This window comes from Streptococcus sp. HMSC10E12, from assembly GCF_001807855.1.
In the GTDB taxonomy this organism is placed as follows: Bacteria; Bacillota; Bacilli; order Lactobacillales; family Streptococcaceae; genus Streptococcus; species Streptococcus salivarius.
In genome coordinates, this window is record NZ_KV791126.1 from 1 (window position 1) to 23,124 (window position 23,124).

A 23,124-nucleotide genomic window follows, 5' to 3' on the forward strand; every position below is an offset into this window, starting at 1 on the left:
AACTTTTTTAAAGTTTTGGAACCTTTTCAAGTTTATGGCAAGTCTGTTAAGACAACTTTTATATCTTAACATCCAAATCAATACTTGTCAATAGGATTTTAGTAAAGCTATTAATCTTTTTTAGATTGAACCTTTTTGAATCCTTGATACAATACCCATCCAACGACTAGGCCGAGAGCGTTTTGGCAGAAATTAGGAATCACTTCTGCGACTGAAGCTCCTGTTCCATACATAAATACTGAAGCAAGTGCATAGCCACCCACCATCACAATTGTAGCAATCAGAAGGCCTAGGATACGATAGTTACCTTTAAATCCAGCAAAATAACCTTGTGCACCATGGATTAACAAACTAATGAACATCCATTGCGGAGCAGATGATAGCAAATCTATCAAAAATGCAGATAATCCTCCTACAATTGCTCCTTCTTTCTTGCCAAGATAGAAGGATGTGAAGTAGATTCCTGCATCTACCAAAGTTAAAAGCCCTGTTGGAGTCGGAATTTTAGCTACGAATCCAAAGGTCACTGATAAAGCAGTTAAGATAGCTAATAATGTTAGCTCTTTTGTTTTCTTATTTTGCATATTGAACTACTCCAAATTCATTTGATTGTTTAATTGATTCATAAACAAAGGCTTTAGCATTTGCCACAGCTTCAGTTTCTGAACATCCTTTAACTAATTCACTAGCTATACTTGAAGCAAATGTACATCCTGCACCGGTATTATTTTTATCCAGCACAGCTTCTTCAAACAATTTGTAGTCTGTTCCATCATAAAAGACATCTATCGCTTTATTACCATCCAAGCGATTTCCACCTTTGACAACGACAGTCTTAGCACCTAATTCATTGAGATAGCTAGCCGCATGCTTCATGTCATCAATAGTCTTAACCTTTCTATCTATAAGCAGTTCGACTTCAGGTAAGTTCGGAGTGATAACCGTGGTATAAGGGAAAAATTTAACCAATTCATCACGTAGTTGAGAAACTTCAACGTCATGAGTCTCCTTACATACTAAAACGGGATCCAAGACAATTGGAATATCAGAATGTTTTTTAACAAAATCCAACGTTAATTCTGCGATTTCAACGTTAGGCAACAAACCAATTTTTATTGCTGAGAATGGGACATCTTTTAGTGAGTCAAGTTGTTGTTTAAAAACATTAGTATCAACCGGAATGACCTCAAAACCATTCTCAGTCATAGCTGTCAAACAGGTAAGAGCCACAAATCCATGCTGTTTATTAGTGGTAAACGTCGCTAAATCTGCATGAAGTCCGCCACCACTAAAAATATCATTCCCTGAAATCGCTAAAATCAATTCATCACTCATATCTTATCTCCTTCAAATATAATCCATTTCCTGCTGCCGTTGGTCCTGCGAGATTACGATCACGACTTTCCAACACTGTCTTAACTTGTGAAACAGGCATGCGACCATTGCCAATCTTCAACAAGGTACCGACCATATTTCTAACTTGCTTATAGAGAAAACCATTGCCAGAAAAAGTAAAGATATAAAATCCAGTTTTCTCATCGATAGATACACTAGCCTGAGTAATTGTGCGTACTTTATTTTCTACAGAAGTTCCTGAAGCTGTGAAGCCTGTAAAATCATGTGTACCGACCAAATCCTTAGCAGCCTTCTGCATAGGTGCTAAACTTAGAGGGTAGGGATAGTGGGTCGCATAATTACGCATCATGGGGTTCTTAGGTCGCCCTGCATCTACTAGAAACTCATAGGTTTTACTGTGTTTATTGTATCGTGCATGAAATTCTTCTGATACAAGTTCAATACTAACAACATCAATGTCATCTGGACATTGTGTATCTAAACCAAAACGTAACTTCTCTGGATCCCGCTCCTGGGGCAAATCGAAGTGTATAACTTGTCCATAGGCATGAACACCTGCATCTGTACGACCCGCTCCATGAACGGTGACAGGTGTTCCGCTATTTAACCGTAAGAGAGTCTTTTCAAGTTCTTCTTGAATAGAACGTGCATTTGGTTGTCTTTGAAAACCTGAGAAAAGTGTACCATCATAGGAAATTGTCGCTTTGTATCTAACCATAAGATTATCATATCAGATTTTTTCAAGGATAAGAAGTAGGTCGATTAGCAACTGACCCCATACAATTTTCGAAATAAAGAAAAAGACGCCTTCAACGTCCTTCCTTTATAAATCTTCTAAGGCATCCTTTACTTTATTGAAGAAACCTTTTTTCTGTGGTGCGATTTTTTCATCACCACTTGCTTTGGCAAATGCAAGGAGAGCTTCTTTTTGAGCATCGTTTAGCTTCGTAGGAGTTACAATCTTAACTGTAACGTGTTGGTCTCCTTGTGAACCTCCACGAAGACGTGGAGCCCCCTTTCCTTTTAGACGGAAAGTTTTGCCTGTTTGAGTCCCTGCTGGAATGGTCATCTCAACATTTCCGTGAACTGTTGGTACTTCGACAGTATCACCAAGAGCAGCTTGGACAAAGGAAATGTTAAGTGTATAGTAAATTGTTGATCCATCACGAGTAAACTTATCGCTTGGATTAACATTGATGATTACAAAGAGGTCTCCATAAGGACCACCATTGAAACCAGCTTCACCTTGACCTGCAAGACGGATTTGTTGACCTGTTTCAACACCTGCTGGAATCTTGACAGATACTTTGTGGCTTTGTTTTTCATGTCCTGTTCCGTGACAAGTTTGACATGGCTCTTTAATTTCTTGACCTGTTCCATGACAGACATCACAGGTTACTTGACGACGCATCATACCAAGTGGTGTTTGCGTATCGACATTGATAACCCCTTGACCATGACAGCGACCACAAGTTACAGGGCTTGTGCCAGGTTTTGCACCAGATCCCGAACATGTCTTACATGTTGCTTCACGATTGTAGTGAACTTCTTTTTCGGCACCAAAAATCGCCTCTTCGAAGCTTAGGTTGACACGGTACTGAAGATCATCACCTTGACGTGGAGCATTCGGGTTACGAGTAGCACCACCACCAAAGAAGCTAGAGAAGATATCCTCAAAGCCACCAAAGCCTGCACCACCATCGAAGCCACCAAAGCCTCCTTGACCACCAAAACCATTCGCACCATCTGGTCCGTATTGGTCATAGGCTGCACGTTTTTGGTCATCACTTAAAGTTTCGTAGGCCTCTTGAACCTCTTTATATTTTTCTTCCGCACCCGGTTCTTTATTAATGTCTGGGTGGTATTTCTTAGACATCTTACGATAGGCACGTTTAATTTCATCTTGAGAGGCATCCTTAGATACCCCAAGACGATCGTAATATTCGGTATTGTTCATAATTTTAGATACAAAGGGCATCTAATGGAGAAAGCCAAAGTAATAGTTTTGAAGATGAACACCTAGTCCCTTGAAACCAACTATCTTTTTGGCTTAATCCCTAGCCCGTGTTCAACGACGAACACTCTTTGTTCCTTTCTATTTTATATTTGTTACGATACGAAGTAAAACTATATCTTATATTCACTTCACTTATTTTAGCGAAAAACAGAGGCTGGTTTGCAACCTCTGGATTTCTTTTTATCATTTACTAGCTAAGCTCAACACCTTACCGAACTGAGCACGCCCTAACCTCTTGGTGAAAAAGAGAAATCTTCCTATTTTCACTGTGAGGTTTTAACGAACTTTGCATCTTACTTTTCAGTAAACTCTCCGTCTACGACATCGTCGCCTGAGTTATCTGCTGTTTGTGCACCTTCTGCTCCTGCTTGAGCTTGTTGTGCTGCTGCAGCTTGTTCGTAAAGTTTAACTGCAAGAGCTTGAGCTTTTTCGTTAAGAGCTTCCAATTTAGCCTTCATGTCATCAAGATTACCTGATTCTTGAGCTTTCTTAAGGTCATCAAGAGCTGATTGAGCAGCATCACGTTCTGTGTCGAAGCCTTTACCTTCTGTTTCTTTGATTGTTTTTTCAGTCGCAAAGATAGCTTGGTCAACTTCGTTACGAAGATCTACTTCTTCTTTACGTTTTGCATCTGCTTCAGCATTTGCTTCAGCATCTTTCATCATCTTTTCAATTTCTTCGTCTGTCAAACCAGAGTTAGATTGGATGACAATTGTTTGTTCTTTTTGAGTTCCAAGGTCTTTAGCTTTAACAGATACGATACCGTTCTTATCAATATCGAAAGTAACTTCGATTTGTGGGATACCACGAGGTGCAGCTGGGATATCAGTCAATTGGAAGCGTCCAAGAGTCTTGTTATCTGCTGCCATTGGGCGTTCCCCTTGAAGAACGTGGATGTCAACGGCTGGTTGGTTGTCTGCTGCAGTTGAGAAGACTTGTGATTTAGATGTTGGAATAGTAGTGTTACGGTCAATAAGTTTTGTGAACACTCCACCCATTGTTTCGATACCAAGTGACAATGGCGTTACATCAAGAAGGACAACGTCTTTGACATCACCAGTAATAACACCACCTTGAATAGCAGCACCCATGGCAACTACTTCATCAGGGTTAACTGATTTGTTTGGTTCTTTACCAGTTTCAGCTTTAACAGCTTCTACAACGGCAGGGATACGAGTTGAACCACCGACAAGGATAACTTCGTCAATATCTGACAAGCTCAAACCTGCATCTGAAAGGGCTTGACGAACTGGAGTTTTCGTACGTTCTACGAGATCACGAGTCAAATCATCGAATTTCGCACGAGTCAATGTCATTTCCAAGTGAAGAGGTCCAGCCTCACCGGCAGTGATGAATGGCAAGCTGATTTGTGTTGAAGTGACACCAGAAAGGTCTTTCTTAGCTTTTTCGGCTGCGTCTTTCAAACGTTGAAGAGCCATCTTGTCTGTTGACAAGTCGATACCATTTTCTTTCTTGAATTCTTCAACCATGTAATCGATGATTTTTTGGTCAAAGTCATCACCACCGAGTTTGTTATCCCCTGCAGTTGCCAATACGTCAAAGACACCATCACCAAGTTCAAGGATAGATACGTCGAATGTACCACCACCAAGGTCGAATACCAAGATTTTTTCTTCTTTATCAGTCTTATCCAAACCGTAAGCAAGGGCTGCTGCGGTTGGTTCGTTGACGATACGTTCTACTTCAAGACCAGCGATTTTACCAGCGTCTTTTGTTGCTTGACGTTGTGCATCGTTGAAGTAAGCAGGAACTGTGATAACTGCTTTAGTTACTTTTTCACCAAGGTAATCTTCAGCATAACCTTTCAAGTATTGAAGAATCATAGCTGAAATCTCTTGTGGTGTGTATTCTTTACCGTTTGCAGAAACTTTTTCAGAAGTACCCATCTTAGATTTGATAGAGATGATTGTATCTGGGTTTGTTACTGCTTGACGTTTTGCAGCGTCACCAACGATGATTTCACCGTTTTTGAATGACACAACAGATGGAGTTGTGCGGTTACCTTCTGGGTTTGCGATAATTTTTGATTCAGTTCCTTCAAGAACTGCTACTGCTGAGTTTGTTGTACCTAAGTCAATACCAATGATTTTAGACATATGTTTTTCCCCTTTTTACTTTAATTTCTATTTTGCTTTTTTTATCTTTCATTCATAGTTTTCTGTCATTTCGGACAAGGTTTCAATTAGTTATATACCACTACCATAGCTGGGCGTAAGACGCGTTCGTGGAGTTTATATCCTTTTTGGAAAACTTGTGCAATCGTGTCTGCTGGATGTTCATCATCTGCAGGCATTGTTTGAATTGCCATGTGGAAGTTATGATCGAAATCACCATCAGCTGGAATTTCTTCAATTCCTTCCTCTTTAAGAGCATGCACTAAACTTTCTTGCACCATTTCCAAACCTTTTTTGACATCATCAGTCAAGCCCTCAACGGCAAGAGCACGTTCAAGGTTATCAAGTGATGGCAAAATCGCTTTTGCCAAATCTTGGCTACGATACTTTTGCAATTGTTGACGTTCTTCATTTGCACGTCGCTGAATGTTTTGCATTTCTGCATGGGCACGAAGGTATTTGTTTTCAAATTCTTCGGCACGCGCTTGGGCTTCTTCAAGTTCAGAAGGTTCGCTTACTTCCTCTACAACTTCTTCAGTTGTCTCCGTAGCTTCCTCTTCTTTCACGTCTTCTTTTTTAATATCTTCAGTCAAGGCATACACCTCTTTCTATACTTTTTAAATGTTATATTTTAGCTAACTTCATAATGGTTACTATTGAGGTAACGGTAATAATCCGTCAACTTCATAACCAAAACTCTACTAATAACATTGACCAAACTAACCATGCGACGATAATCCATTTCAACTGGACCAATCACATGCATGAGTGCCATCCCACGATAAGGAATCAGGAATTTATGACTCATAACTGTGACATTTTCAAGCGCTTCTTCAGTTGATTCTGCAACCGAAATCTTGGTCACTTCATCATCGGAGATAGCTGATCGAAGCTCAAGTGCCACATGTTGTGGATTGTCCAAAAATTGATAGGTTTTTAAGTCGGCATAAGTCAGTGATGCAACCTTACCTTCGATGAAAATCAATTCCTTAAAAAGTTGTGAAAAGATATAATCAAACAAATCAAGAACATTATCTGTTATCTTGAAATACTTTTGCACAATCTGAGGAATCTCAGTTCTCAATCGGTAATGGATCTCTAAGACAGTGTTTCCCAAAAAACGTTCTTGAACAAGCTTATGAAGAATTTCCAAATCACTAGACAAGAAATTTTTTGGAATAGCAAATTGAACTGTCACAGGCTTAGATTCATCTAGAGTAAGAACCGCTAAAGCGTCGTGATTGGATAGATGAACAATGTCAAATCCAGTCAGACGTTGTCGTGTCGGTTCCACATCTTGAATCACTGCTGTACATCCTGTCATTTCTGCCAGCAGCTTCGCCGCTGCATCCAAGATATCTTCAAGTTTAAAGGCTTCAAAATCAAAGGCCTTGACCACTTGATAAACATCTTGTTCATCAATCGTATCAAGATTCAAAGAATTAGCGACGAAATACTGGAAACCTGCTCGGCTTGGCATACGCCCACTAGAAGTATGAGCTTTTTCAAGATAGCCCATTTTTTCAAGCTTGGCCATGTCATTACGAATGGTCGCTGAACTCGAATCAATTGATTCTTGTAATGCTTTAGAACCAACCGGTTCATGTGTACGAGTGAACATCTCAACTATCAAATTCAAAATAGTGTTTTGCCTTTGCGTAATCACGATGTCACCTCATTTCTATTTATTAGCACTCTAACACATCGACTGCTAACTTATGATTCTATTATACACCTAAACTTGAACATGTCAACCCAAAAAACCAAAAAATTAGCACTCTTATAAAAAGAGTGCTAAAAATACATCTTAAGACCTAGAAAAACAAAAAAAGAGCACCTCAGAGGCACTCTAATCTTATCAATCATATTTTGACAAATGATAGGTCTCAATAATAGATATGAGGTGTTTGGCATAATCTGGATCACTGCTAAAACCCGCAGCTTGTAGTTTTTCTGCCGCAACTTTATAACTAGTCGTTCCTGCTACCTCTTTATAGGTCGACTCACCCCATGTTCCTTGGCGAAGTTCTTCTAAATAAGTCATCATAGAACTTGACCAATCCTTAAAAACTGCAAAATCCACCTTTTGGTATTGCCATTTCCCTTTACTGTAGATACTATCCTTTAAACGAATACGTTCTTGACCTGGCTGAGCAGGGAGACTGTAGATGTTATGATATTTAACAGATAAAAGACTGCTACCATAATTTGACTCATATGCAGCTTGACTAAGGAGAATAGACGCAGGTACACCATAGTTTTTAGACATCTTTTGAGCTGTTGGAGCTAAGGTCTCAATAAATTCTTGCTGTGTGTAAGCAACCTTTACCGCACGAGCATTATCATCTGTAGAGGCATGAAGAATCAAAGGTAAGAGAATACCTAAAGCAAAAACAACAACTAAGGTAATGAAGGCTTTTAGTTTAAAACGTCGTCTCACTTAGCTTTCTCCTTTAATAATGCCAAATATTCTTCCAAAGTAAGATTATGTTCAGTCATATACTCTGCTGACTCTTTACCAACATAGCGGAAATGCCAATCCTCGTAGCCTACACCCGTTGACGATGTTTTACCATCTGGAAAACGAAGAACAAAGCCATATTTCGGCGCCAATTCTTTGACTTTAGCTACTGTATCTGGATCTGCTTCATTTAAGCTATCTACAGTACTCATATCAATCGCAAGACCTGTTTGGTGTTCACTCGCTCCTGGTGGTTGTGAATAGGTTTGAACCTTTTTCTCCGCCTGAGACTCCGTCAAACTTGGGTCAGCAGCCATTTCCTGCTGAACATAACTGTTATAAAGTTCAGTCTGATAAGCAACACTACGATAACCTGATATCAAGTGATAACTTGGATCAATTTCTTGAGCAGCTGCTAAAAACTCCTTAACGTTCTTAGCAATTCTTGCATCTACAGAAACACCATCGACATCAGCAATCTCAGGGTTAAGTTCTTTAGACTTATTATCTCGATTTACCAAAAGCAATTGCCAGTCTTTAGGCGATACATCAGGTAGTCCCTTTGCATCCTTGCTTTGAGTCGCATCGGTAGCTTGCTTACTACTTTTTGTTACTGACGATCCATTGGTTTGTTGGACTGTACGACTGACACCAAATACTGAATAAAGTCCTGCTACAACTAAAAGAACTGCAATCAAGACACTACTGATAACCAAAAACCAGTTGGTTTGCTTTTTCGCCTGACGGCGACTTGGATAGTTATTTTTTACCATTTTCTTTTTCTATTATCTCTCGCCCAACCTGACGATAAGTCATATCGCCAAGTGCTTCTAATGTAAATTTACCATTTTCATAAGCAACAACAGTAACCGAACCGTTGTCCAATGAAGGATGCTCGACAGAAGAATCAATTAACCAAGCAAAGGTTGCAATGGTCATACCGTGACTAACGACAATAGCATTACCGCCACCAGACCTCTCAAGATTTTCTGCAATAGCTGTGAACCCCTCTAAAATACGTTTTCTGAGCACTTCCCAAGGCTCTGCCCAACCAGCCGTATCCACATCAAGGATACCCTGTGCAAGCTCAGGATAAGTTACCTCATGCAAATCCTTACCTTGAAAAGCATCTGTTCTCGGTAGCACACCGTAGAAAAGTTCACCGTCATAGCCACCATCTAAACTACCAAAACACCACTCACGAATACGTTTGTCACGTTTATAAGGAATAGTTTCTAAACCCGTCTCACGTAAAATGATATCCATGGTTTGAATCGTTCGACCTGAATCACTAGAATATGCGACCTTGAAAGGAATACCTGCTGCTTTCAGACCTACCCCCAATTCACGAATACCTTCTTCACCGAACGGGGTCAAAGGGCTATCAGACCAACCTTGTGCACGACCAATGGTGTTAAACATCGTTTTGCCATGTCTCGCAATATACAACTTAACCTCACTCATAGCGCCCCTTCTTTCCGTCATTTTTGAATTCATTATAGCACAAATCCCCTCCACTATCTAGCCAGCGAGACCATCAGAAAATGCCTTACCAATTGGCAAAGCATTTAACATCCGCTTAGTTTTTAAAGCTGTGAACAGGAGCTGGGATTTGACCACCACGCGCAATGAAATCAGCCGATGAAGCCTTGTTTACTTTCATTACCGGTGCATAACCAAGAAGACCTCCAAGTTCCAACATGTCACCTTCCTTACCATAAGGAATGATACGAACAGCTGTTGTTTTCTGGTTAATGACACCGATAGCTGCTTCGTCAGCAATCATGGCCGCGATTGTTGTATCTGGCGTATCAGCAGGAATAGCAATCATGTCTAGACCAACAGAACAGATAGCTGTCATGGCTTCCAATTTTTCAAGGTTGATATGACCAGATTGAACCGCAGCAATCATACCTTCATCTTCAGAAACTGGAATAAAGGCACCTGACAAACCACCAACTTGGTTACATGCCATGATACCACCTTTTTTAACTTGGTCGTTAAGAAGAGCTAGAGCTGCAGTAGTACCATGCGTACCAACAACTTCAAGACCCATCGCTTCAAGTACACGGGCTACTGAATCACCAACTGCTGGTGTTGGCGCAAGAGACAAATCTACAATACCAAACTCGACACCAAGACGTTCGCTGGCCATTTGACCAACTAACTGACCAACACGTGTGATTTTGAAGGCGGTCTTCTTAACTGTTTCAGCTAGAACATCAAAACTTTCGCCTGGAACTTTCTCAACTGCACGTTGCACAACACCAGGACCTGAAACCCCAACATTGATTACAACATCAGCCTCACCAACACCGTGGAAGGCACCCGCCATAAATGGATTATCTTCAACCGCATTAGCAAAGACTACCAATTTACCTGGGCCCATTGGATCTGCCTCAGAAGCCTCTTTGATGATACGTCCCATGTCACGTACTGCTGTCATGTTAATACCAGTCTTTGTTGAACCAATGTTGACAGATGAGCAGACAAAATCAGTCTCTGCAAGCGCACGTGGAATAGAATTAATAAGAATCTCATCACCTTTTTGGTAGCCCTTTTGAACAAGTGCAGAGAAACCACCAATAAAGTTAACACCGATTGTCTTAGCTGCTCGGTCTAACGCCTTCGCAAAAGGTACATAGTCTGTTGCATCTGTTGCCGCACCGATGATTGAGATCGGAGTAACAGACACACGTTTATTAACAATCGGAATACCAAGTTCAGCCGCAATTTCGTCACCAACAGCTACCAAATTCTTAGCCTTAGATACAATCTTGTTATAGACTTTTTCCGCTGCCTTATCGATATCTGAATCGATACAGTCTAGGAGTGAAATCCCCATGGTAATGGTACGAACATCAAAGTTCTGCTCCTCAATCATGGCAACGGTTTCTGTGACCTGTTTAATATCCATTTTAAGCTACTCCTATCTTACAAGTTGTGCATAGCATCAAAAATTGCTGAACTTTGGATGTTGATTTTAACGTTCAATGACTCACCAAAGGCTTCCAATTCAGCACGTAGGTGTGTAAAATCTTGTTTGTCTTCTGATGATACAACCGCCATCATGGTAAAAAATTCATCAAGAACTGTTTGAGAAATATCATCAATATTCAAGCCAAGTTCTGCCACCTTAGTCGCAACACCCGCAACAATACCTGCTTTGTCCTTACCTACAACTGTAATAATTGCTTTCATGAGAAGCCTCCATCATTTTATTTTGTATAATTTTAGCATATTTTGATTAAAAATGCTATTTTTTATGAAATTTGCATCTTTTTTCTTGAAAAAGACGAATGTTTCCGAGGAATTTAACTAATATCGTTTATGAAAACATCCTCTCTTTGACCCAACTACTTGTGGATAAACTTGTTCACAACCTAAACAATATCTTTCTTATAAAACCTTGAAAAATCAAGATTCAACACTATCAACAGACTTTTCCACACCTGTGGATAAGTCTGTGGGTAACTTGTCGATAAACAAAAAATATCGCCAAATCCAGGCGATATCTTAGCTTTATTTCCATTTTAAATTAACGTGGGCATTCATTTCTTTATAGGCAGTATCTATACGCTCTTTGGTTTCTTCATCTAGTTTATTTCTATATTTACCACCCTTAATGAAATCCTCTAAAATATAAGTTTGGTAAGTATACAAAGGATATCCCTCTGGCGAAGTTGTTCCTTTAGGCGTACGGTTAACCCAAGTCGGATGTGCTTGAGCAGTCTTAATCGTGGTTTGACCATTCTTTTTCTCAAGGGTGACATCCATTAAGACACCCCTCTCTGTCCACTCTGCACTATCCACACCATCCATGGTCTCTATGCGCTGGTTTGAGATGAAATTACCCATTGAGTAAATAATAAGTTTTTGCTGTCCATCCTTTTTAACCACCTCAGAAGGTTCTACCACATGAGGATGACCTCCAAAGATAATATCAGCACCCCAATCAATCATCTTATGATAGAGTTTAACCTGTTCATCTGTCGGTTCCAAACGATATTCAACACCCATCTGAGGCATGATAACCGTGATATCCGCTTCTTTTTCGGCACGCTGAATCTCGGCTTTCATACGTTTTTCATCCAAATTCGATAAGTGGTCTGCAACCTCTTTATCCGTCAAGTTCGACTCTAAACCATTGTAACCATAAGCATAGGAAAGTATTGCAACTTTGATACCATTAACATTCTTGATGAGGAGTGGCGCCTTGTCTCGCACCGGCTTTTCGTAAACACCAATAGGATCAATTCCCACTTTTTTAAAAGCGTCAGCCGTTGTAAAAGCTCCCTCTAAGTCAGAATCCAAGATATGATTATGAGCCAAATCCATAACATCATAGCCAGCATCCTTGATAGCTGCTGTCACTGATTGAGGAGCATTAAACAGAGGATAGCCTGACAAAGGATAATCAGGGTTAATCGTTCCCTCAAAATCACCCAAGACCAAATCAGCCTGCTGTAACCACGGCTTCACATAAGTAAAATTCTCCGTGAAATCATAGCTACCATCTGACTGAAGGGCACTCATATAGAGACCGTCATGATAGAGCAAGTCCCCATTAGCCATGATACGTGCTGTCTGTACCTGGTTCGAGGCATTCTTTTGCTGTTCGTTCTTACTATGAACAATTAAAATCTCAAGAAAAAGCAAACCTAAGACGAGAGCAATCAACCCCATCAAAATCTTATTAGTCATCGCATTGTCACGCTTTTTAGCCTGGCTCTGTTTCATAATACTCTCCTTTTTCATACCTCTAGTGTACCAAAAAAACTTATCCATTGATGATAAAAAAGATTAATAAACGGTTACATCTCAATTCCATGACGATTGAAAACATCAGTTTTCTTAGACAAGATAAAAACCCTACTTCATACGAAGTAGAGTTCTGTTAATAATTAACGTGTTGGTGTGTATTCCAAATCTTTACCATGTTTAGCTACAAAATCAGACATTTCAGAGTCTGGAATTTGACGCAAGTAGAGATTAGCACGAATCGTTTCATCTTCCTCACGACAAGTCGAAAGAACGAGGTATTTATCCGAAGCATTAACCTTCAAATCCTTGTTTTTAACACTTGCTTGATCATAGATGATATCCAACTGTTGTTTAAAGTCTTTATCACTTTCAAATGATGTACGATAGAAAGCTGTGTCTTCAGGCACAATTACCATAGCAAGTGCTTCATAATAATACTTACGTTGAGGCGTCTCAATAACAACATATTTGTGTTTATCAAAGAACGACTGATCACTATAGTAGTTAACATCGTTGAACATACGACTATCAGCAACCTTACTTCCTCGAGCATGACCGAAGAGCCAAGTCAAACGATCGCTGAAATCTTTCTTATTGTCTGTATCCATGAAGACCGTTCCCAAATATGGAACGTTTCCTCCATCAAATGTTTTATCTAAGTAGGTTGAATTGTCCGTTGTTTGAACAACTGGCTCATCCAATTTAGTCCCTGGTGCATAGACATAAGCGATAGTATCAGGGTTTGTCGCCTCAAAACCATCAAATTTATTTTTGAGGTAGGCTTTCTCCTCATCTGAAACTTTATAAGTGTTTGCTTTTTTAGTCGTTAAAACACTCTTAACACCATTAGAGGACGATGCTGTCGGAGACATAAACTGGAAGCCAAGGAAGATAGCCAAAGCAGCAATGACTAAGGCTGAAATCCCAGCAATCAGTTTTTTGCGAGATCCAGTAGATTTACGATTATGATTACTCATGAAATGTCAAATCCTTTTCTTTATCCATAGAAAAATATCACCGAAGCTCTAGCCCCAGTGATATTCTTTTTAGCAATAGCAGTTAATTATTTAACAGCTGCTGTGTTTGGAAGAGCTTTAGCTTCAGCTTTAGCTGCTGGAGCTTTCTTTTCTGCAGCTTTAACAGCTTTAGCTTCTTCTTTAGCGTCTTTGTTAGCGTTAGCTTTATCAGTAACTACAAACTCATCTTTGATGATGTTTCCGTTAGCATCACGTTTTGGTTCGATGTGTTCACCAGCATCTTCAAATTTTTGTTTAGTTGAATCTGCGTCAACGTTGTTAAGACCATCTTTAGCAGCTTGAGTAAGACCACCTTCGTTGTTTGTGAAGAAGTCACCACCAGTTGCTTCAGTTTTGTTATCAAGGTTTCCAGTGTGAACGTTACCGTCGTTAGCGAAAACTGCTGCTGATGAAGCGAATACTGCAAGAACTGCAGCTGATGTAAGCAATACTTTTTTCATAATTGTTTCTCCTCTAATGGATTATTATATATTTAGTGTCAGGACCTCCCTGACATCTATAGATTATAACACTATCTAGAGATATGTCAACAAATTTTAAAAACTTTTTTAAATTTTTAATATATCCTACAATTCCTACAAACAAAGGTTTTTTGAGGTGTGTTGCCAAATAGTAATAATTAATCATTTTTAATTTTAATGTTATTTTAGGTAATTTATTATGTCCTTTGCTAAGTTTAAATACATATTTAAATCATATATAAAAGCATAATTTGTAAAATATACATTCATTATTATGTGGGGTTTTATGGCTAAAAATCAAAAGATATTTAATAGACGTATAAAACCCTTTTACTGATAATATGTTTGAAGTATATAACAATATTATCTTTCAAATAAATGTATTCATTCACTTTTAGCGTTTTTGTATGATAACTACATAATATGCAAGACCTCAAAATTGAATAGATTAGAGAAACATTAGCGTTTTTGAGAGCATTTCCGCCTAAAAAGTTCTATTATTGGGTTAAAATGCTTGAAAAATAAACTATTATCTTATTTTTGAAAACGTTTTAACTAAGATGTAGTCAAAAATAACTCCTTTGAAACTACTCCCTCTTACCAAGAACTCACCTCAGAATAACAAGTTTCCAAAGACTGATACACAAATCAATTGGATTGTTTTACTTCTCTTATTTCAGACGAAATAGTTCTTCTACTTGTTTATTAAAGACTTGTGCTATTTTTAAAGCCATTTCCAACGAAGGGTTGTAGCGGTTATTTTCCAAGTGAACAATCGTTTCTCTCCGTATTCCTACTTGATCTGCTAAATCTTGTTGAGTCATACCATAAGCTTCCCTTACTTCTTTCAAGTTAGTCTTTATTTTACTTTCTTTCGCCATATTTCATCCCCTTTTTTCAGTGATAAAGTAAGTAATGGCAAATAATAAGAGTAAAAAAGCCACCAAAATATAAAGAAATCCAGCATTCAAAACGAAAACTTTACAGATGGCTATCAAGGTTGCCATTCCCAATAATATAAAGATTGCTATTGTAAACAAAATGGAAGAGGACTTTGCAATATTTCTATAAAATCGTTCATCGGCTTCTTCATTAATCCTCTTGAATAAGAAGTAAAACATTAATAACAATTGAACACTTAATCCAATTCCCAACATTATATTCTTAATCAAAGAACCAGGAGTTAGAAGCCAAACTCCAATAGTATAGATTGAGGACGAGAGAAGTACAAGCACTGTATATAATTTTGCAGTAATCCCAAACATTTTTTTCTCTTTCTTTTGATAGGTTGATTTTGATAGGACCGATACCATCGTACAAACCAAATACGAAGGAAGCCAAGCCGTCGTCATAATAGCACCTTTCGCTAGAATCGGTAGGCGATTCCCCAGCAATAATACTAAACATACAACAATAAGCACGCTAGCGATATAAAGGATTATCTTTAAGTTCTTCGACATTTTCATTTTCTCCATCTCCTTTTAATATGTTATAAATATATCACATCTTGTCTGTTATAAATATATCACATTGTTATAAGAATTTCAAGATGAAGACAAAACTCTAGTAAGATTTTGAACACTTTTCAGAAATCTATACAAAAAAACACCTTGCAAGTTGCAAAGTGTTTTCGTTTGTACTCTGCTGTCCAGTAACGAATTAACGTTTTGAGAACTGGCTAGCTTTACGAGCTTTCTTAAGACCTGGTTTGGAAAGTATGGGTTTCAGTTGGACTAAAAACAGCGTATTATCAAGGCTTTTCAGAACGATATCTACTGATTAATTTCATAAAATATGAATCAATAGATTATAAATAGGGGAATAGTTTAGGTCTGTAAGCATTAAAATAATACACCTAACTTTGATCACCATTTTTTTAGTTATTCACTCTTTTTTCAGATAGTGTTTTTAAAGTTATGATGTAAAATGCCGCAATTAAAACACTATACATCATAATCGGAGGATAGAGAATTAAGGATAGAATCAATCCCACTCCTTTAATTATTAGGTCAGGTATCAATAACTTTCTATATTGTGCGGTAGCTTCAAGTAATTCTTTCTGATCTATATTGGGTTTATCAATTACTTTATGTAAAAACCAGTTTGCTACCGTTGAAACAATAACGATCAGTCCATAAAAGAGCTGTGCCCTATGCTACTAACTATTCCAGTAGCATAGGGCATAAATGAAACAAAAAATAAAAGATACAAATTCTTTCAAATTTCTCCCTTTTCAACTTGGCTAACTTGACCTGCATTACCTAGGTCGCTTTGCTTTAAATTATACTTTTTTCTTAAACATTTGATACGAGCAGGTATTTCTTGTGAGTAATTTTCATCAAAAAATTTCATATATAATCTCCCTATAATCATGGAAAAGTAGTAAAAATAGTTGTTATCCTAGTTGATTAAAAAAATCTCTGATTTCCTCATCTTTTATAAAATAATATATAATTTTCCCCTCTCTTCTAGTGTCCAAGATGTTTTGATTGGCTAGTTTACGAAGATGGTGGGAGGCAGATGCCATACTGAGATTTAATAAACAGGCTATATCGCAGACACAGAGTTCTTCGACGGCAAGGAGATAAAAGATGATATTTATCTGTTTATTATCGGTAAATTTTGATAAAATGCGAAGTGATTTTTGGACTTTTTCCTTTTCAAGGTAGTTCGTTGCGGTTGTAACATTTTGTTGATTTATAACATCCACTTGACAGATACTATCTTTTTTCATATTTTTTTCTCCTAGCCTAACACAGCCCATAGCATGTCAAAGCTGTTGTTTTCAATCAGGATATACATCCCCAATCCTAAATAGACAACGGCAATAAACCATCTGCTATATTTTTCCAAAGTTTCTCCAACAGAAGGGACTTGTGCTAATTTTTGGGCAGAAAAAACCAAGAGATAAATCATGACTAGAAAAGTAAGTAAAGTCACTATCAAATTCGCTAAATTTAAGGTGGTAAAATATGGGACAAAGACACCAATATTGTCAGCGCCACAACTTGCAAAAGTAATCATAGCGACTAGAAAAATCAGGTTTTTATTGTCTTTTCGCAAACCATCTTTTGCAATAGCTTCTCCATCAGAATCTCCTAAAAGCAAAACTTTGAGGCCTAGGAAAATTGGAATCAAACCGAGTAAACCTAAAATCTCTTTACTAGGAATATAATTCAAGACAAATGCAAAAAGCAAACTTAGGAATATTAGACTAACAGAGCCTAGAAATTGTCCTAAATAGATGTTAATGATGTCCTTTCTGCTTTTTCTTTTGGCAAAAAATAACATTAGGATAATAAGTAAGTCTACGGCTGTCCCAGAATACAGGATTATTGAAGTAACAACATTTTGAACCATAAAGCACCTCATTCAAATATATTTTTGAATGTATTTTAACATTAAACTTTGTAGATGTCAACTTAAAATCCACCAATTAATAATTGCATGTCAATATTTGTATTGTGAAACTAGTTTCAGAAATATATAGTCTTAAAGTATGTCCACTGCCAATGGTTTTTTCAATATTTAAAAGGAGAGAACCAATTTGGTCCTCTCCAGGGTATAATTTTCCACCAACCCACTACAGTTGACAAAGAGCCGTTATTCTCAAATGAGACAACTCCTTTTAGTTTTTATAACCTCAGCTTCTCGGTCTCTTACCTACTTTTAATAGAAAGACTACGAAGGACGATTCTTAAAGTAGTCAGATTGTGCAATATCGAAAGATTAGATGGGCTTAACCAATTTAACAACCCAAATCCAATTAAACTTCCATTTATTACAACTGTTTCTTGAATATTTCTTTGAATTAATTTCTGCAACGATTCAGATAAAGAATTCAATTCCTCGAAGAAATCTAAACGATTATCTAATAATAAAATATCACTCATCTGCTTAGAAATATCAGCACTTTCATTCATCACAACCCCAATATCTGCAAGCGTCAAGGCAGCAGAGTCGTTTAACCCGTCTCCAACCATCAAAATAGTTCGGCCAGCTTTCTGTAATTCCTGAACCAACTGAAACTTACCATCTGGTTTTAAATCAGTATAAACGTTGTCAAATGGCAGATCTTTAACCAACTCTTCTGTTCTAGCCAACGTATCACCAGTTGCCAGAATCAGTTTTTTCCCTTGGCGCTTTAGCTTTTTCAATGCAACTTTCGCCTCGCTTCTCAAGGGAGTGTGGATACAAAACATCCCAATTAATTCTTTCTTATAAGCCAAAAACAATAAATTGTAATGAGTCTTATATTGCTCAATCAAGGCCAGCTGCTCAGAACTAATTCTTACCTGTTCGTCTTGCATTAGTACATAATTTCCAATGACAACCGATTGACCATCAATTTGCGATTTAATCCCTTTGCTTGCAACATACTGAAGCTTGCCATGCATTTCTTCGTGTTCAATGCCTTCAATTTCAGCTTGTTTAACAATTGCATTGGCAATAGGATGATAGATATGTTCCTCCAAACATGCACTTATTCTTAAAATATCTTTCTCAGTATAATCTCCGAAAGGAAGAACCTTTTCAACCAAAGGATAACTCGTCGTGATGGTACCCGTTTTATCAAACAAGAAAGTATCCACTTCCAGATATTTTTCTAATACATCACCATCTTTAATAACCATTTCTCGATTTAGACCTTCCTTTATGGCCGTAAGGTAGGCTACAGGTGTGGATATTTTTAGAGCACATGAAAAATCCACCAATAAAAAGGAAATGGCTTTTGAAAACGAACCTGTTAACAGATAAGTCAAACCAGCACCTAAGAAGTTATATTTTACAACCTTGTCTGCCATCCTAATAAAATGACGTTGTTTTGTCTTCTTACTCTCTTCAGATTTTTTCATCAGATTGATGAGTTGCAAAATACGACTGTTTATCTGATTATCAGTCACACGAATTCTTAACTCTCCTGTTTCCAAAACAGTATTCGCACATACAGAATCTCCCTCTTTCTTTTCAACAGGGAAGCTCTCTCCAGTCAAGGAACTCTCATTGACCATGCCTAATCCTGAAACCACTTGGCCGTCAAACAAGATTTCATTACCTTGGGAGACAACTAATACATCACCTACTTGAACATCAGAACTCTTGATGCTGATGACCATGTCTCCCCGCACTAAGAAAACATCACTTTCTTTAGCAAGAAGGCTTTGTTCCAAATCTGTTGCTGTTTTTTTTAAAGACCACTGATCCAGATGATTACCCAAATCAAGCATAAACATGATGTTGCTAGCTGTCTTGGATTGGTTCATAAACAAGGACAACAAAATGGCCGAACAGTCCAAGACCTCCATGGTTAGTTCCTTGCGCGCTAAAGTTTGATAGGCTTCTTTGACATAACCCAAAGCCTGATAACAAGTCCAAATATAACGAATAGGGTAGGGTACAAAACTTCGAAACAGCAAACGCTTAATCGCTGCACCCGATACAATTGAATAAGCACTCTCTTCTCTACGAATGGGAAGAGTCATCAAGTCCGAAACTTTCCCCTTGTCAATTTTTTTTAAAAAGGCCTCTGCATTTTCTAATACAGAGAAGCCTTCTTTCATACGTAGAGTAAAGTGCTGCTGATCCATATAAAACTGAATAGAGTCGATCCCTTTTTCATCTTTAGCCAAGGAACGAAGATAATCTTGAATATCCAAGGTCAGTGAAAACGAGGACGATAATCGGATATGTTGATATCCTCTGTGTAGCACTTTAAAAGACATATTATTCACCTGTCAGGCTATCTAATTGTTCTTCTTTCTTTTCCTGTTCGTATAAATATTTAGCGTCTTGTAAAACATCATCACCGTGTTGTTTTACAACAGAAACAGATGCATCCAGTCCATCTTTCAATTTGTAAGCTTTAGCCAAGGCCTTAGAATAGCCTTTCTTAGCTTCTTTACTTGCTAAGACTTTCAAGCCAAGCGTCCCAAATGCTACCCCTCCTAAGAAGAGAGATGATTTTTTCGCAACTTTTGCGACGTTTAATACTTCTTTTAACATGTTTATTTCCTCCTTGTAACTATTGTAGCGAAAAATGACAGCAAAAGCAATTGCTGATATCTGATATATAGATAAAATTCTCTATACTGATATTTAATTATATTATGATGAAAACAATATACTTTATTTTTTGATACTGTAAATAATTATGTGTAAACACTTAAGTAGAGTTACGGAGTGTTAATTAAATAAGCTTTCAAGTGTATCAGAACATTGACCAAACCCTTTATGGATTCGTTGACTTTGCTTGAAATTATAATCTTCAAACAACGTAACTAAGTAACGTTCCAGAGCCTCCTCATTAGGAAAAAGAACCTTCTTTTTCGTTTGATGTTTGATTTCTTTGTTAAGAGACTCAATGAGGTTTGTCGAATACATGCTGTGCCAAATCTGGTAGGGAAACTGATAAAAAGTTAAAAGATTATCCGTCTTCTCCAGACTTTCCATGACTTTCCTATACTTTGGTTTCCATTCGGCGAGAAAGTCCTCTAAAGCTTGTCCTGCCATTTCTAAATTTTCAGCACGATAAATCATTATAAATTGCCCCAGAATAACCGCTCTATCTGCTCGTTTCACTTTACTAGCTAGATTTCGACTAATATGAATTAAGCAACATTGTTGTTTAGCTAATGGGTGAGCCTGACTGATAATCTGCTCAAGCCCCTTAAAGCCATCTGTAACTACAAGAGAAATCTGTTGGATTCCTTGGTTTTGAAGCTTGTCTAACAGGGTGGACCAAGAAGCATTGTTTTCTTGAGGCAACTGTGCATAGCATATCTCTATGCGACTAAAGTCGCTAGAGCTATCCTAATTGCGCACCGCCAGTTCTCATAGAAAAAAACACCTTGCAAGATGCAAAGTGTTTTCGTTTGTATTCTGCTGTCCAGCAACGAATTAACGTTTAGAGAACTGGCTAGCTTTACGAGCCTTTTTCAAGCCTGTTTTCTAGTATTTTTATATCTACTGGCAGATTATCCGACTTATCCCCATCAACATCTGACTCTAACTCAACCTCTGAAGAAATCCTAATATTGCGTACTTTGATATATTCGATATTATTGTTACCTACTAGATCCCCTTTTTAATAAATCTGGGATAGCCGATAATTTAGAAATGATGGATGAATCCTTTAAAATCAAGATATTTCCATATTCATCTGTATTTTCATCAAATAGTTATTTGTCTGCATAGTAATTGGATAGAAGAACTAAGACCTGAGTAGCTTCACCTTCATAATTGCCATTTTCGCTTTCAAAAGGTAATAATTGCTTGTTCATAGCTTGGCGAATCAGTTGCACCAGCCAAATTAATTGTCTTGACCGACGAATAAAGCGACTTCTTTCAAGGAATCGACCATAAGGAAACAGTTGGCAGATTCTATAAAAGGGTCGTTGTGATTCGGCACGCTCATCAGACTCGCTACACAGAGCTGGTACATAATATCTGCTATAATTTTCTGGAAGATTTGGTCAAGCGGTCTTTTAGCCGTGTGACAGGCATACAGGAAAAACACTATTTATTTACTTTTTGCACGGGAGGCTTTAAGAATCTGATGGACATCTTTCTTGATAGTCACTCAGAGTCTCCAGAGTGTCTGGGCTGGGATATGGCAAAGATATACCGCTGCTGAAACTGTTCTTTGACGCTGATAAACGCGACATAGCAATTAAAATGTCGCACTAAAATGATTGAAAAGTGATTGAAACTGTGTTATAATGCGCATGTAATTTTTAGAAAAGAGGTACTAACTATGGAAAACCTAGTAGTTTCAGTCTTTAACACTGAAAGCGAAGCTTATCAGTCCTTTGCGGATTTGAAGGCTTTCCGCCAAACTCAGACGACCAAGGTTGCTCAAATCGCCTTGGTCAAAAATGAAAACGGTCACATCGTTGAAAAAGAACGCTATGACTTTGAAGATTCAACGACGGATGCAACCCTAGAAGGTGGCTTGCTCGGTGCAGTTATCGGGCTTTTGGGTGGTCCTATCGGCGTCTTGTTTGGTTATGGTATTGGCAGCCTCTATGGTTTGGCTGCTGGTGATACCGTTGATACGGCAGAAGCTGGCTTGATTGACGTTGTGTCTCAAAAATTGATCGACGGCGAAACAGCCGTTGTCGCCTTGGTGCAAGAAAACAACGAAGCAGTCATCGATGCTTACTTCACCAAGTACGACACCCAAATCGTGCGTTGGGATGTAGCAACCGTCGTAGCCGAAATCGAAGCAGCTCTGCAAGTCCAAGAAGACCTCTACAACCAAGCGCGTGCGCAAATGAAGGCTGAACGTAAAGCAGAGCGCAAGGCCAAAATTGAAGAGTTCAAGGCAAACATCAAATCAAAATTTGATAAATTGAAAGCCTAACGTCTAAGCGTCTCATAAATTTAAATGTGACTGAGACGCCATTTAAAATTTATGTGCGTCGGATTCTCACAGTTAAATAATTGCGTTGACAAAGCCGTTACAGCCGTTCTTCCATTCTTTGAAAAGAATGTTTAATAGACAAGAAATCTGGACTAGTATTGGTCTGGATTTTTTTGTGAATATAGAGGTCATAGCTTTTTGACTATGCTTCGTTATAATTAGAAAAATTTTAAGTTTTATCAAGATGAAATCAGTCAGACGAAGACATCCCGAATTAGCACCAGCATCACCACACAAACTAAGACATACTGGTGCTACTCTTGCTAAACAAGCAGGTGTTTCTCTTGAAGCCATCTCAGAAGCTCTTACTCATAGTGATAAAGAGATTACAAAAACTTACGTTAATATCAAAGATAAAGTCAATCGGACTGTAGGTGATATTGCTTTTCGTAGTTTAAAAAATTGATGGGGTGAATATGGGGTGAATTTTGGGGTGAACTTTAGTTTTTTGAACAAAAAAAGACATCCAAG

At 38.1% G+C, this 23,124-nt stretch carries 24 protein-coding genes and 4 pseudogenes; 2 read left to right on the forward strand and 26 right to left on the reverse strand.

What is annotated here, in order from left to right; all coding sequences use genetic code 11:
* Nucleotides 1–110: 110 nt before the first annotated feature.
* The 26 genes and pseudogenes from HMPREF3112_RS10430 to HMPREF3112_RS11485 all read right to left on the reverse strand — a co-directional run.
* Nucleotides 111–584 carry an ECF transporter S component gene (locus tag HMPREF3112_RS10430; protein ID WP_070439726.1) on the reverse strand — a complete coding sequence of 158 codons (474 nt, stop codon included), beginning with the start codon at nt 582–584 and terminating at the stop codon, nt 111–113.
* A complete protein-coding gene (locus HMPREF3112_RS10435; protein WP_021146694.1) occupies nt 574–1,335 on the reverse strand; it encodes a bifunctional hydroxymethylpyrimidine kinase/phosphomethylpyrimidine kinase in 762 nt (253 codons plus the stop codon). The genes HMPREF3112_RS10430 and HMPREF3112_RS10435 overlap by 11 nt, the downstream gene beginning before the upstream one ends.
* Nucleotides 1,328–2,074 (reverse strand): tRNA pseudouridine(38-40) synthase TruA, encoded by a 747-nt coding sequence (gene truA / locus HMPREF3112_RS10440; protein ID WP_021143462.1) that lies wholly within the window; start codon nt 2,072–2,074, stop codon nt 1,328–1,330. Before truA ends, HMPREF3112_RS10435 begins: the two co-directional genes overlap by 8 nt.
* A gap of 105 nt (nt 2,075–2,179) precedes the next feature.
* Nucleotides 2,180–3,313: a molecular chaperone DnaJ gene (gene dnaJ / locus HMPREF3112_RS10445; RefSeq protein WP_002886399.1), complete on the reverse strand. Its 1,134-nt coding sequence runs from the start codon at nt 3,311–3,313 to the stop codon at nt 2,180–2,182.
* Nucleotides 3,314–3,666: 353 nt separating this feature from the next.
* Complete coding sequence (gene dnaK, locus HMPREF3112_RS10450; RefSeq protein WP_048675200.1) at nt 3,667–5,490, reverse strand: molecular chaperone DnaK; 1,824 nt, start codon at nt 5,488–5,490, stop codon at nt 3,667–3,669.
* Nucleotides 5,491–5,576: 86 nt separating this feature from the next.
* Nucleotides 5,577–6,101: a nucleotide exchange factor GrpE gene (gene grpE / locus HMPREF3112_RS10455; RefSeq protein WP_021143461.1), complete on the reverse strand. Its 525-nt coding sequence runs from the start codon at nt 6,099–6,101 to the stop codon at nt 5,577–5,579.
* Nucleotides 6,102–6,139: 38 nt separating this feature from the next.
* The gene (gene hrcA / locus HMPREF3112_RS10460) at nt 6,140–7,174 is read right to left on the reverse strand and encodes a heat-inducible transcriptional repressor HrcA (protein WP_021143460.1); all 1,035 of its coding nucleotides are present in this window, start codon (nt 7,172–7,174) and stop codon (nt 6,140–6,142) included.
* A gap of 192 nt (nt 7,175–7,366) precedes the next feature.
* Nucleotides 7,367–7,948 carry a glycoside hydrolase family 73 protein gene (locus HMPREF3112_RS10465; RefSeq protein ID WP_004182173.1) on the reverse strand — a complete coding sequence of 194 codons (582 nt, stop codon included), beginning with the start codon at nt 7,946–7,948 and terminating at the stop codon, nt 7,367–7,369.
* On the reverse strand, nt 7,945–8,742 hold the full coding sequence (locus tag HMPREF3112_RS10470) for a M15 family metallopeptidase (RefSeq protein ID WP_004182163.1): 798 nt from the start codon (nt 8,740–8,742) through the stop codon (nt 7,945–7,947). Before HMPREF3112_RS10470 ends, HMPREF3112_RS10465 begins: the two co-directional genes overlap by 4 nt.
* Nucleotides 8,729–9,433 carry a histidine phosphatase family protein gene (locus HMPREF3112_RS10475; RefSeq protein ID WP_004182152.1) on the reverse strand — a complete coding sequence of 235 codons (705 nt, stop codon included), beginning with the start codon at nt 9,431–9,433 and terminating at the stop codon, nt 8,729–8,731. The genes HMPREF3112_RS10470 and HMPREF3112_RS10475 overlap by 14 nt, the downstream gene beginning before the upstream one ends.
* A 115-nt stretch (nt 9,434–9,548) precedes the next feature.
* Nucleotides 9,549–10,886: a PFL family protein gene (locus tag HMPREF3112_RS10480; protein ID WP_070439727.1), complete on the reverse strand. Its 1,338-nt coding sequence runs from the start codon at nt 10,884–10,886 to the stop codon at nt 9,549–9,551.
* A gap of 17 nt (nt 10,887–10,903) precedes the next feature.
* Nucleotides 10,904–11,170 (reverse strand): ACT domain-containing protein, encoded by a 267-nt coding sequence (locus tag HMPREF3112_RS10485; protein WP_003092287.1) that lies wholly within the window; start codon nt 11,168–11,170, stop codon nt 10,904–10,906.
* Between the two features lie 321 nt (nt 11,171–11,491).
* A complete protein-coding gene (locus tag HMPREF3112_RS10490) occupies nt 11,492–12,709 on the reverse strand; it encodes a CapA family protein (protein WP_070439728.1) in 1,218 nt (405 codons plus the stop codon).
* A 164-nt stretch (nt 12,710–12,873) separates the two neighbouring features.
* The gene (srtB, locus tag HMPREF3112_RS10495) at nt 12,874–13,710 is read right to left on the reverse strand and encodes a class B sortase, LPKTxAVK-specific (protein WP_070439729.1); all 837 of its coding nucleotides are present in this window, start codon (nt 13,708–13,710) and stop codon (nt 12,874–12,876) included.
* Nucleotides 13,711–13,796: 86 nt separating this feature from the next.
* Nucleotides 13,797–14,210: an LPKTxAVK-anchored surface protein gene (locus tag HMPREF3112_RS10500; RefSeq protein ID WP_002889684.1), complete on the reverse strand. Its 414-nt coding sequence runs from the start codon at nt 14,208–14,210 to the stop codon at nt 13,797–13,799.
* Nucleotides 14,211–14,902: 692 nt separating this feature from the next.
* A complete protein-coding gene (locus tag HMPREF3112_RS10505; RefSeq protein WP_002886384.1) occupies nt 14,903–15,112 on the reverse strand; it encodes a helix-turn-helix transcriptional regulator in 210 nt (69 codons plus the stop codon).
* A 3-nt stretch (nt 15,113–15,115) separates the two neighbouring features.
* A complete protein-coding gene (locus HMPREF3112_RS10510) occupies nt 15,116–15,697 on the reverse strand; it encodes a hypothetical protein (protein WP_070439730.1) in 582 nt (193 codons plus the stop codon).
* A gap of 410 nt (nt 15,698–16,107) precedes the next feature.
* A pseudogene (locus HMPREF3112_RS11955) lies at nt 16,108–16,445 on the reverse strand (hypothetical protein); the annotation flags it as partial.
* Nucleotides 16,446–16,448: 3 nt separating this feature from the next.
* Nucleotides 16,449–16,583, reverse strand: a complete 135-nt coding sequence (locus HMPREF3112_RS11830) for a hypothetical protein (RefSeq protein WP_255778472.1) — start codon at nt 16,581–16,583, stop codon at nt 16,449–16,451.
* A 43-nt stretch (nt 16,584–16,626) separates the two neighbouring features.
* Nucleotides 16,627–16,965, reverse strand: a complete 339-nt coding sequence (cadX, locus tag HMPREF3112_RS10515) for a Cd(II)/Zn(II)-sensing metalloregulatory transcriptional regulator CadX (RefSeq protein WP_000711078.1) — start codon at nt 16,963–16,965, stop codon at nt 16,627–16,629.
* A gap of 11 nt (nt 16,966–16,976) precedes the next feature.
* Nucleotides 16,977–17,591, reverse strand: coding sequence for a CadD family cadmium resistance transporter (locus tag HMPREF3112_RS10520; RefSeq protein WP_045759101.1), 615 nt, complete (start codon nt 17,589–17,591; stop codon nt 16,977–16,979).
* Nucleotides 17,592–17,890: 299 nt separating this feature from the next.
* Nucleotides 17,891–19,954, reverse strand: coding sequence for a heavy metal translocating P-type ATPase (locus HMPREF3112_RS10525; protein WP_002893754.1), 2,064 nt, complete (start codon nt 19,952–19,954; stop codon nt 17,891–17,893).
* 1 nt (nt 19,955) lies between these two features.
* On the reverse strand, nt 19,956–20,234 hold the full coding sequence (locus HMPREF3112_RS10530) for a DUF6110 family protein (protein ID WP_002893755.1): 279 nt from the start codon (nt 20,232–20,234) through the stop codon (nt 19,956–19,958).
* Between the two features lie 180 nt (nt 20,235–20,414).
* Nucleotides 20,415–21,005, reverse strand: a pseudogene (locus HMPREF3112_RS10535) (transposase); the annotation flags it as partial.
* Between the two features lie 148 nt (nt 21,006–21,153).
* A pseudogene (locus HMPREF3112_RS11835) lies at nt 21,154–21,487 on the reverse strand (diacylglycerol kinase family lipid kinase); the annotation flags it as partial.
* A 3-nt stretch (nt 21,488–21,490) separates the two neighbouring features.
* Nucleotides 21,491–21,634 (reverse strand): annotated as a pseudogene (locus HMPREF3112_RS11485) (IS982 family transposase); the annotation flags it as partial.
* Nucleotides 21,635–21,984: 350 nt separating this feature from the next.
* Here HMPREF3112_RS11485 and HMPREF3112_RS10540 point away from each other — a divergent pair.
* Both HMPREF3112_RS10540 and HMPREF3112_RS10545 read left to right on the forward strand, forming a co-directional pair.
* Complete coding sequence (locus HMPREF3112_RS10540) at nt 21,985–22,593, forward strand: DUF1269 domain-containing protein (protein ID WP_037611045.1); 609 nt, start codon at nt 21,985–21,987, stop codon at nt 22,591–22,593.
* 244 nt (nt 22,594–22,837) lie between these two features.
* Complete coding sequence (locus HMPREF3112_RS10545; RefSeq protein ID WP_037611047.1) at nt 22,838–23,059, forward strand: tyrosine-type recombinase/integrase; 222 nt, start codon at nt 22,838–22,840, stop codon at nt 23,057–23,059.
* Nucleotides 23,060–23,124 lie beyond the last annotated feature (65 nt).